Origin of the sequence: Kumtagia ephedrae, assembly GCF_003012745.1 — a bacterium.
GTDB lineage: Bacteria > Pseudomonadota > Alphaproteobacteria > Rhizobiales > Rhizobiaceae > Kumtagia > Kumtagia ephedrae.
The window spans coordinates 1-9,094 of sequence record NZ_PXYK01000057.1; the positions used below are offsets into that span (position 1 = coordinate 1).

The following is a 9,094-nucleotide window of genomic DNA, read 5'->3' on the forward strand; positions in this document are numbered from 1 at the left end:
GCTCAGGCGTCGGGATGTAGTCGTCGACCGCCGCCATCAGCTTGCGGATGGCGTCCTCGCCGATCTCCTTGTTCGAATCCTCCAGCGCGGCAAGCGCCGAGCCCGGGATGATCGGAATGTCGTCGCCGGGGAACTCGTTCTTCGACAGGAGCTCGCGCACCTCGAGCTCGACCAGCTCCAGGAGCTCCGGATCGTCGACCTGGTCGACCTTGTTCAAAAACACCACGATCGACGGAACGCCGACCTGGCGGGCCAAAAGGATGTGCTCGCGCGTCTGCGGCATCGGGCCGTCGGCAGCCGACACAACCAGGATGGCGCCGTCCATCTGCGCAGCACCGGTGATCATGTTCTTCACGTAGTCGGCGTGGCCGGGGCAGTCGACATGCGCGTAGTGGCGCTTGGCCGTCTCGTATTCCACATGCGCCGTCGAGATCGTGATGCCGCGCGCCTTCTCCTCGGGAGCGGCGTCGATCTGGTCATACGCCTTGTACTCACCGAAATACTTGGTGATCGCAGCCGTCAGCGACGTCTTGCCATGGTCGACATGGCCGATCGTCCCGATGTTCACATGCGGCTTCGTCCGCTCGAATTTGCTCTTGGCCATGTGAGGTCTCCGTACCTTGCAGCCCGTTAAGGCGTTAGATCTAGCTTCGCGCCGAACCCTTTGGGCTTACGCGTATTTCTTCTGAACTTCCTGCGCGACCGCGGTCGGCACCGGCTCGTAGTGGTCGAACTGCATCGTGTACTGCGCACGGCCCTGGCTCATCGAGCGCAGGCTGTCCACGTACTTGAACATGTTCGCCAGCGGCACCATCGCGTTGACGACGACGGCGACGCCCCGGCTCTCCTGACCCTGGATCTGGCCGCGGCGGCTGTTCAGGTCGCCGATGACGTTGCCGACATAGTCTTCCGGCGTCACCACCTCGACCTTCATGATCGGCTCCAGCAACTGCACGCCGAGCTTCGGCGCGGCCTCGCGGAAGCAGGCGCGGCCGGCGATCTCGAAGGCCAGGACCGAGGAGTCGACGTCGTGGAAAGCGCCGTCGACCAGCGTCGCCTTGACGCCGATCATCGGGAAGCCCGCGAACGGACCCGACGACAGGACGCTGTTGATGCCCTTCTCGACGCCCGGGATGTATTCCTTCGGCACCGCGCCGCCGACGATCTTCGACTCGAACAGGAATTCGCCGGCTTCCGGATTCGGCTCGAACAGAACCTTGACGCGGGCGAACTGACCGGTACCGCCGGTCTGCTTCTTATGGGTGTAGTCCTGCTCGTGGCTGCGGGTGATGGTCTCGCGGTAGGCGACCTGCGGCGCGCCGACATTGGCTTCGACCTTGAACTCGCGGCGCATGCGGTCGACGATGATGTCGAGATGCAGCTCGCCCATGCCGGCGATGATGGTCTGGCCGCTCTCCTCGTCGGTCTTTACGCGGAAGGACGGGTCCTCGGCGGCGAGACGATGCAGCGCCAGGCCCATCTTCTCCTGGTCGCCCTTGGTCTTCGGCTCGATGGCGATCTGGATGACCGGATCGGGGAACTCCATGCGCTCCAGGATGACCGGCTTGGCCGGATCGCAGAGCGTGTCGCCGGTGGTCGTGTCCTTGAGGCCGGCCAGCGCGACGATGTCGCCGGCATAGGCTTCCTCGATGTCGGCGCGCGAATTCGCATGCATCTGCAGCATGCGGCCGATGCGCTCCTTCTTGCCCTTCACCGTGTTGTCGAGCGACACGCCCTTGGTGAGCTTGCCCGAATAGATGCGGGCGAAGGTCAGCGAGCCGACGAACGGGTCGTTCATGATCTTGAAGGCCAGCATCGACAGCGGCTCGTTGTCGTCCGCGTGACGCTCGATCTCCTGCTCGGTCTTGGCGTCGATGCCCTTGATCGCCGGCACGTCGATCGGCGACGGCAGGTAGTCGACGACGGCGTCGAGCAGCGGCTGCACGCCCTTGTTCTTGAAGGCCGAGCCGCAGAACATCGGGAAGAACTTCACCGCGATCGTGCCCTTGCGGATCAGCGCGCGCAGCTCGTCGTTCGACGGCATCTTGCCTTCGAGGTAGTTCTCGAGCGCGGTCTCGTCCATCTCGACGGCGGCTTCGATCATCTTCTCGCGGAACTGCTCGGCGCGATCCTTCAGGTCGGCCGGGATCTCGACGACGTCCCAGGCAGCACCCAGCGTCTCGTCGCGCCACACCAGCGCATTCATCTCGACCAGGTCGACGACGCCCTTGAACTCGCTCTCGGCGCCGATCGGCAGCTGCATGACGACTGCCTGCGCGCCGAGGCGCGAGCCGATCATCTCGACCGAGCGGTAGAAGTCGGCGCCGATCTTGTCCATCTTGTTGCAGAAGATCATGCGCGGCACGTGATACTTGTCGGCCTGGCGCCACACCGTCTCGGTCTGCGGCTCCACGCCGGCATTGGCGTCGAGCAACGCGATGGCGCCGTCGAGCACGCGCAGCGAGCGCTCCACCTCGATGGTGAAATCGACGTGGCCGGGCGTGTCGATGATGTTGAAGCGGCGCAGCTTCTCGTCACGGCCTTTCCAGAAGGTCGTGGTCGCGGCCGACGTGATGGTGATGCCGCGCTCCTGCTCCTGCTCCATCCAGTCCATGGTGGCCGCGCCGTCATGGACTTCGCCGATCTTGTGCGACTTGCCGGTGTAATAGAGGACGCGCTCCGTCGTCGTCGTCTTGCCGGCGTCGATATGCGCCATGATGCCGAAGTTGCGGTAGTCTTCGATTTTATATTCGCGGGCCATGGGAGGTGCCTCTCAATCGATCTTTCGCGCCGTTACCAGCGGTAGTGCGCGAAGGCGCGGTTGGCTTCCGCCATCTTGTGGGTGTCTTCACGCTTCTTGACCGCCGTGCCGCGATTGTTGGCGGCATCCATGAGCTCGCCCGACAGGCGGTCGACCATGGTGGTCTCGTTGCGGTTGCGGGCGGCCGTGATCAGCCAGCGGATGGCCAGCGCCTGACGGCGCTCCGGACGGACGTCGACCGGCACCTGATAGGTGGCGCCGCCGACGCGGCGCGAGCGGACCTCGACATGCGGCGCGACATTGTCGAGCGCCTGCTTGAAGACGATCACCGGCTCCTGCTTGCTCTTGGCGCGGACCTGCTCCAGCGCGCTGTAGACGATCGTCTCGGCGACCGACTTCTTGCCGTCATACATGATGGCATTCATGAACTTGGTGACGACCAGATCGCCGAACTTGGGATCCGGGTTGATCTCGCGCTTGTCTGCACTGTGACGTCGGGACATGTTCTCTCGTCTCTCACTTCGTCGGCATCAGCGCTGAATGAAAAAAGCGCCGGAGCCGGGAAAACCCTTACTTCGGACGCTTGGCACCGTATTTCGAACGGCGCTGCTTGCGGTTCTTGACGCCCTGCGTATCGAGCACGCCACGGATGATGTGATAGCGCACGCCCGGAAGGTCCTTCACGCGGCCGCCGCGGATCATCACCACGGAGTGCTCCTGGAGGTTGTGGCCCTCGCCCGGGATATAGCCGATCACCTCGAAGCCGTTGGTCAAGCGGATCTTCGCGACCTTGCGCAGCGCCGAGTTCGGCTTCTTCGGCGTCGTCGTGTAGACGCGCGTGCAGACGCCCCGCTTCTGCGGGTTCTGCTGCATGGCCGGAACCTTGTTGCGCGTCGCCGGCGCCTGGCGCGGCTTGCGGATCAGCTGGTTGACGGTAGGCATTAAATCCTCTTGTCTCTCGTAGTCCGTGTCGGGCCCGTCCGGGGCGGTTTCGAACGCCATTTCCATACGCAAATTCGGGCAAGAAACCGCGTCTCACGGTTTTGCCCGAACAAAAAGCAGAGGAAGCGCAACGCGCTTCATGCATGCCGGAAATGTGTTTTCGCTCGTAGAACGAACCCTGTTTGAGGCGATTCTCCAGGGCGCGACGCCCCGAACCGTCAGACCTCACATCGGTTCAGACGTCGCGGCTTCTACTCGCAACACCGCGAAGCGTCAACCCCGAAACGCCAAAAGCCGCGCTGAAATGGGTGCCTGGCGGCGCCGGCGCAAGGCCCGGCAACTTTCTTTCGCCGCTCCGGCGTAGCGCAGGAAGAATATGTCGCCGATTTGCCGGTCCACCGGGTGGCATCGGGAGCAGACTCCACTACTTGCATTCGGGCCAGCCGAATACGCCGGGAATCAGGGAAGGATGCCATGAACGACAACGAGCCGATGACGGTCACCATCATCACCGGGCGGGTTTTCCGGCGCAAGGGCGGCGACTCGGAAGGGGTGCACATCTTCCTGGTGGCGCCCGACGACGATTCGGCCGTGCGCAGCGCGCTCGACGCGCTGGCGAAGGAGGGCTTCGCCGAAGCCGAGCTCGACCAGATCGGCGAGATGCAGGACGCTCCCGACGACGAGCCGCACGCTTCCGCCTACCAGGGCGCGCTGGAGGGCGAAGTGTCGATCGTCACCTTCGAGGAGCACGATTGACGCATGGAAAACCGCATCAAGTGATGCTATATTTGATGCCATGCGGACGACATTGACCATAGACGATGAGCTCCTGGCGAAAGCCGAACAATACACCGGCATCAAGGAGCGCTCGGTCCTTATCCGTGAGGCGCTGACAGCCCTCGTTCAGCGAGAAGCTGCACGGCGGCTTGCACGTCTGGGGGGAAGTGACCCCGACGCGGAGTCCGCGCCCAGGCGCCGGCCCGCCGCGGAATGATCCTGGTCGACTCGTCGATATGGGTCGATCATTTGCGGCGCGCCCTTCCGGAACTTGAAGCGCTGCTTGCAGACGAACGTGTTTTGACCCATCCCTTCATCATCGGCGAACTGGCGATGGGGTCGTTGAAAAATCGACGTATGATCATCCGCGATCTTTCAAACCTGCCCAAGGCGCGGATGGCTGGAGACGATGAAGTTCTTGCTCTTGTGGAACGGTTCGCAATCCATTCGCGTGGCATCGGATATGTCGATGCGCATCTACTGGCATCGACCAGACTGACGCTCGAAGCGACGCTCTGGACCCGGGACTCCCGCTGCCGGACGGTGGCCGAGGAACTCGGAATCGCTTTTTCGCCTCCCAGCGCAAGGCTTCAGTAAGTCGGCACTACGCGACCCGCTCGCCACCCCTTATCCGGTAGCTCGGCTGGTACATCGTCACCAGCTCCTCCGCGGCGGTCGGGTGCACGGCCATGGTGCGGTCGAACACCTCCTTGGTGAGCCTGCCCTTGATGGCGACGCCGAGAAGCTGCGCCATCTCGCCGGCATCCGGCCCCAGCACATGCGCACCGACGACACGCTGCGATCCGGCCTCCACCACCAGCTTCATGATCATGCGCTCCTCGCGGCCGGGAAGAATGTTGCGCATCGGCCGGAAGGCGGCGCGATAGATGTCCAGATCCCCGAGTTTCCGCGCCGCCGCTTCCTCGGACAGGCCGACCGTGCCGATCTCCGGCTGCGAGAACACCGCGGTCGGCACGTCGTCGAGATCCGGCCTGGTCGGGTTGTCCTTGAACACCGTCTCGACGAAGCACATCGCCTCGTGGATCGCCACCGGCGTCAGCTGCAGCCGGTTGGTCACGTCGCCCAGCGCGTAGATGTTGTCGACATTGGTGCGCGAAAGATCGTCGACGAGGACGTCCCCGACCAGCCCGGTCGCCACGCCGGCGGCCTCCAGGCCGAGATTTTCGGTGTTCGGCGTGCGACCCAGCGCCAGCATGACCTGATCGGCGACAAGCTCCCTGCCCTTCGTCGTGCGCGCCAGCAGCCGCCCGTCGCCGCATTTCTCGATGCCGGCGAACACGTCATGGCAGATGATCTTGATACCCTTGCGCTCCATCGCCTCGTGCAGGCCGCGCCGCAGGTCCATGTCGAAGCGCGACAGGATCTCGGCGCCGCGATAGATCAGCGTCGTCTCCACGCCGAGGCCATGGAAGATGTTGGCGAACTCGACGGCGATGTAGCCGCCGCCGGCGATTGCGATCGCCTTCGGCAGCTCTGGCAGATGGAAGGCGTCGTTCGAGGTGATGGTGAGTTCGTGGCCGGGCAGCGCCGGATGCGGATTGGGCCGACCCCCGGTGGCGATCAGGATCGTCTCGGCGCTCACCGTCCGGTTTTCCGCGACGAGGCGGATCGTGTGGCGGTCGACCAGCTCGGCCCGGCTGCGGAAGGTGGCGCCGCCCGCCTTCTCGACGCCGCTGCGATAGATGTTCTCCAGCCGGGCGATCTCGCGATCCTTGTTGGCGATCAGCGTCGGCCAGTCGAATTCGGTCTCGCCGACCGTCCAGCCATAGCCGGCGGCGTCCTCGAAATGTTCCGAGAACTGCGAGGCGTAGACGAGCAGCTTCTTCGGCACGCAGCCGCGGATGACGCAGGTGCCGCCGAACCGGTACTCCTCGGCGATCGCCACGCGCTTGCCGAGGCCGGCTGCGACGCGCGCGGCGCGCACGCCGCCGGAGCCGCCGCCGATGACGAACAGGTCATAGTCGTAAACCGGCATGGGCGGCCTCTTCGGCTGGCTTTCGAAACGCAGGTCACAGGTATTCACCCCGTGACGAAAAGAAAAGCCCGGCACGGGCCGGGCTGATCGCTTTCGGATTTTCGCGGCGCCTCAGTTGTTGGTCGGCTGCCCTTCCGCGGGCGCCGGCGCCTTGGGCGCGTTCTGGGCGACGATCGCGTCGAGCGCCTTGCCAACCTCGTTGGCGAGGTCGCGGGCGACGCCGCGCTGCCAGATGTCGGCGGCCTTGCCGAGCTCGCGCACCACGATCGGACCGTCGGAGAGCAGCTTCTGCCCCGCCGGAGAGCCGTAGAAGCTGGCGATCGCCGTGAGTTCCTCGGCCGAGAACACGCGGGCATAAGCGAGCGCGGCTTCCTTCTCGAGATCGGTGCGGCGCGGCGCCAGTGCCAGCGTCTTGTCGTCGATCGTCTTGATGATGACTTCCTGCATGTCCGGATTCTTCTGGATCAGCGTCTGCTTCAGCACCGCCGCCGCTTCCGGCAGGATGGCGTCGAACGGATCGGTCGCCTTGATCGCCGCGACGGCGGCGCGCGCCGCCTTCAGGTGCTCTTCCGAAACCTCCTGCGCCGAGGCCGGCAGCGAAGCGAGGATCATCACCGAGCTCGCGGCCGCGAGAGCGAAGAGGCGGATGGGGTTCAGCCGGATCATCGGAAAGGCAACTCCTGTTCTAGTGTTGCGCGAGGATGGTTCTCGCGCCGCCCGCGCCGGCCACGACGGCCATTTGCGCCAGGCCGAGAAAAAGCCCGTGCTCGACCACGCCCGGCACGGAATGAAGACTGCTCGACAGCGCCCTTGGATCGGGAATGCGGCCAAAAGATGCATCGAGGATGAAATGTCCGCCGTCTGTAACAAATGGCGCATCCTTCGTCATCCGCAATGTGACCGGACCTGCCAGGCCGAGCGCCTCCGCAGCGCGCCGGACGGCAAGCTCCGTCGCCTTCAGCCCGAACGGATTGACCTCGATCGGCAGCGGGAAGCGGCCGAGCGTCTGCACGGCCTTGCTCTCGTCGGCGATCACGATCATGCGCCTGGACGCCGCCGCGACGATCTTTTCCCGCAGCAGCGCGCCGCCGCCGCCCTTGACGAGCGACAGCTCGGGATCGAACTCGTCCGCGCCGTCGACGGTGAGGTCGAGTTCCGGCGTCTCCTCCAGCGTGGTCAGCGGCACGCCGAGCTCACGGCAAAAAGCCGCGGTGCGCTCCGAGGTCGGCACGCCGATGATCGACAACCCCTCCCGCATCCGCGCCGCCAGGAGCCGCACGAACTCCTCGGCGGTCGAGCCGGTGCCGATGCCGAGCCGCATGCCGTCCTCGACATGCGCGAGTGCCGCCCTCGCCGCTTCGATCTTCAACGCACGCGCATCCATCCCCAGCCTCCCTGCGCATGTCTCCCGAAAGTGCAGCGGTTTCGGGATGAGGACATGCGCAAAATCAGAACCTGCGTGCCGCATGAATCCGTGCGACATGCTGTAGGCCGGCGCTCCTAGCATCTTTGGCCTAACCGGCAAACCCTTCCGGGTGGGAGGTAGTGTCTCAGTTTGAAATGTCGCCTGCCATGGCGGCTGATCTCCAAGACGCTCTGGTCGATGGATGATCTTTGCGGCATGATCGACGCCGTGGCGCCCAAGGCCGGTAAGCGCGGGCCGTACAGGAAGCGAGCCGAGTAACGTTGTCCAACCAGACAAGGCAAATCAGATACACCATGGCGCTGCTGATGCTTTGCATTAGCGGCGCTTTTGCATTCTGGCTGTATGATGATGTCAAGGAAACGTTCCACATCAGCGATGAGATTGATCTGTGCTGGGATGAAACTTCCGGGAAATACATCCAGGATTACGATGAGCGAATAGCGGCCTGCGAACCAAACTGAAGCGCAGATTCAAACTGAGACACTACCGGTAGGGTGATCTATGGGACCGGCGCCCACCTGCTCTTTTCCCGTGAGGGCGGTTGCCGGATTAACGCATCGACACCGGTTTCCGCTGGTGCGATAGTGCCTGATATCTGCATCGACTTTGACTTCGCCACCTTCGAGGTGTGGATTCCCGACACTCTCCGCTCGCTTGCGCTCGCTCACGAGGTCGGGAATGACGACATCGTTGGGTGCCACCGCCAGTCTTCAACGTCGGCGGTTGGCATGGCTGTCGTCATTCCCGGCCTCGTGAGCGAGCGCAAGCGAGCGGAGAGTGTCGGGAATCGATACCTCGGACTCGAAGGCGTCAAAGCCCGAGCAAAGCTCGCCACTTCGCAATGTGCCCAACGAATTCCGAAAGTGTCGGCGCAAAAATCGTGAAAAATGGGCGACTTCAGTCGCCAGCGGCTGCACCTTCCATGGATGCCCGCACGGCAGCGAGTTCAGGTTAACGTATTGAGATTTTGATTTCCTGCCGCGGTTTGCCGTGATTCATGACTGGTCACATCGTTTGGAGTGATTGGTCATGCATGAACAGACTGGCGCGGTGTACCGGCCTTCCCGGCTTCGGACGCTTCTGGAGCATTTTGCCGCGATCGATGATCCGCGCGAGCCGCCCAAGGTGCGCTACCCGTTGCGCGAGGTGCTGTTCCTGGTGGTCGCGGCGACAATCGCCGATTGTGAAGACT

Annotated in this window: 13 protein-coding genes; 6 read left to right on the forward strand and 7 right to left on the reverse strand. The window is 63.8% G+C overall.

Going from position 1 to position 9,094, the window contains the following annotated elements; genetic code table 11:
- The 4 genes from C7I84_RS29050 to rpsL form a co-directional block, all read right to left on the reverse strand.
- The coding region (locus tag C7I84_RS29050) for a GTP-binding protein (RefSeq protein ID WP_120785134.1) at positions 1–604 on the reverse strand (604 nt) is incomplete at its 3' end.
- A 66-nt stretch (positions 605–670) separates the two neighbouring features.
- Entirely contained in the window at positions 671–2,761 is a 2,091-nt protein-coding gene (gene fusA / locus C7I84_RS29055) for an elongation factor G (protein WP_106775698.1), read from the reverse strand.
- A gap of 32 nt (positions 2,762–2,793) precedes the next feature.
- Complete coding sequence (gene rpsG / locus C7I84_RS29060) at positions 2,794–3,264, reverse strand: 30S ribosomal protein S7 (protein ID WP_106775699.1); 471 nt, start codon at positions 3,262–3,264, stop codon at positions 2,794–2,796.
- Positions 3,265–3,331: 67 nt separating this feature from the next.
- Positions 3,332–3,703 (reverse strand): 30S ribosomal protein S12, encoded by a 372-nt coding sequence (gene rpsL, locus C7I84_RS29065; RefSeq protein WP_106775706.1) that lies wholly within the window; start codon positions 3,701–3,703, stop codon positions 3,332–3,334.
- Between the two features lie 474 nt (positions 3,704–4,177).
- On the opposite strand from rpsL, the gene C7I84_RS29070 reads away from it, so the two are divergent.
- From C7I84_RS29070 to C7I84_RS29080, 3 genes are read left to right on the forward strand one after another with little or no spacing between them, the layout of a single operon-like run.
- Entirely contained in the window at positions 4,178–4,459 is a 282-nt protein-coding gene (locus C7I84_RS29070) for a transcriptional regulator (protein WP_106775700.1), read from the forward strand.
- 40 nt (positions 4,460–4,499) lie between these two features.
- Positions 4,500–4,697: a type II toxin-antitoxin system VapB family antitoxin gene (locus C7I84_RS29075; RefSeq protein ID WP_106775701.1), complete on the forward strand. Its 198-nt coding sequence runs from the start codon at positions 4,500–4,502 to the stop codon at positions 4,695–4,697.
- A complete protein-coding gene (locus tag C7I84_RS29080) occupies positions 4,694–5,077 on the forward strand; it encodes a type II toxin-antitoxin system VapC family toxin (RefSeq protein WP_106775702.1) in 384 nt (127 codons plus the stop codon). Before C7I84_RS29075 ends, C7I84_RS29080 begins: the two co-directional genes overlap by 4 nt.
- A 7-nt stretch (positions 5,078–5,084) precedes the next feature.
- On the opposite strand, the gene gor is transcribed toward C7I84_RS29080, so the two are convergent.
- The 3 genes from gor to rpiA form a co-directional block, all read right to left on the reverse strand.
- Positions 5,085–6,476 carry a glutathione-disulfide reductase gene (gor, locus tag C7I84_RS29085; RefSeq protein WP_106775703.1) on the reverse strand — a complete coding sequence of 464 codons (1,392 nt, stop codon included), beginning with the start codon at positions 6,474–6,476 and terminating at the stop codon, positions 5,085–5,087.
- A gap of 111 nt (positions 6,477–6,587) precedes the next feature.
- Positions 6,588–7,142 carry a DUF2059 domain-containing protein gene (locus C7I84_RS29090; protein WP_106775704.1) on the reverse strand — a complete coding sequence of 185 codons (555 nt, stop codon included), beginning with the start codon at positions 7,140–7,142 and terminating at the stop codon, positions 6,588–6,590.
- Between the two features lie 19 nt (positions 7,143–7,161).
- Positions 7,162–7,860 carry a ribose-5-phosphate isomerase RpiA gene (gene rpiA / locus C7I84_RS29095; RefSeq protein ID WP_106775705.1) on the reverse strand — a complete coding sequence of 233 codons (699 nt, stop codon included), beginning with the start codon at positions 7,858–7,860 and terminating at the stop codon, positions 7,162–7,164.
- A gap of 335 nt (positions 7,861–8,195) precedes the next feature.
- Between rpiA and C7I84_RS30250 the strand changes: the two genes are divergently transcribed.
- The 3 genes from C7I84_RS30250 to C7I84_RS29100 form a co-directional block, all read left to right on the forward strand.
- On the forward strand, positions 8,196–8,363 hold the full coding sequence (locus tag C7I84_RS30250) for a hypothetical protein (RefSeq protein ID WP_165816259.1): 168 nt from the start codon (positions 8,196–8,198) through the stop codon (positions 8,361–8,363).
- Between the two features lie 33 nt (positions 8,364–8,396).
- On the forward strand, positions 8,397–8,786 hold the full coding sequence (locus C7I84_RS30255) for a hypothetical protein (RefSeq protein ID WP_165816260.1): 390 nt from the start codon (positions 8,397–8,399) through the stop codon (positions 8,784–8,786).
- 145 nt (positions 8,787–8,931) lie between these two features.
- Positions 8,932–9,094: transposase family protein (locus C7I84_RS29100; RefSeq protein WP_133170129.1), on the forward strand; the 163-nt coding region annotated here is incomplete at its 3' end.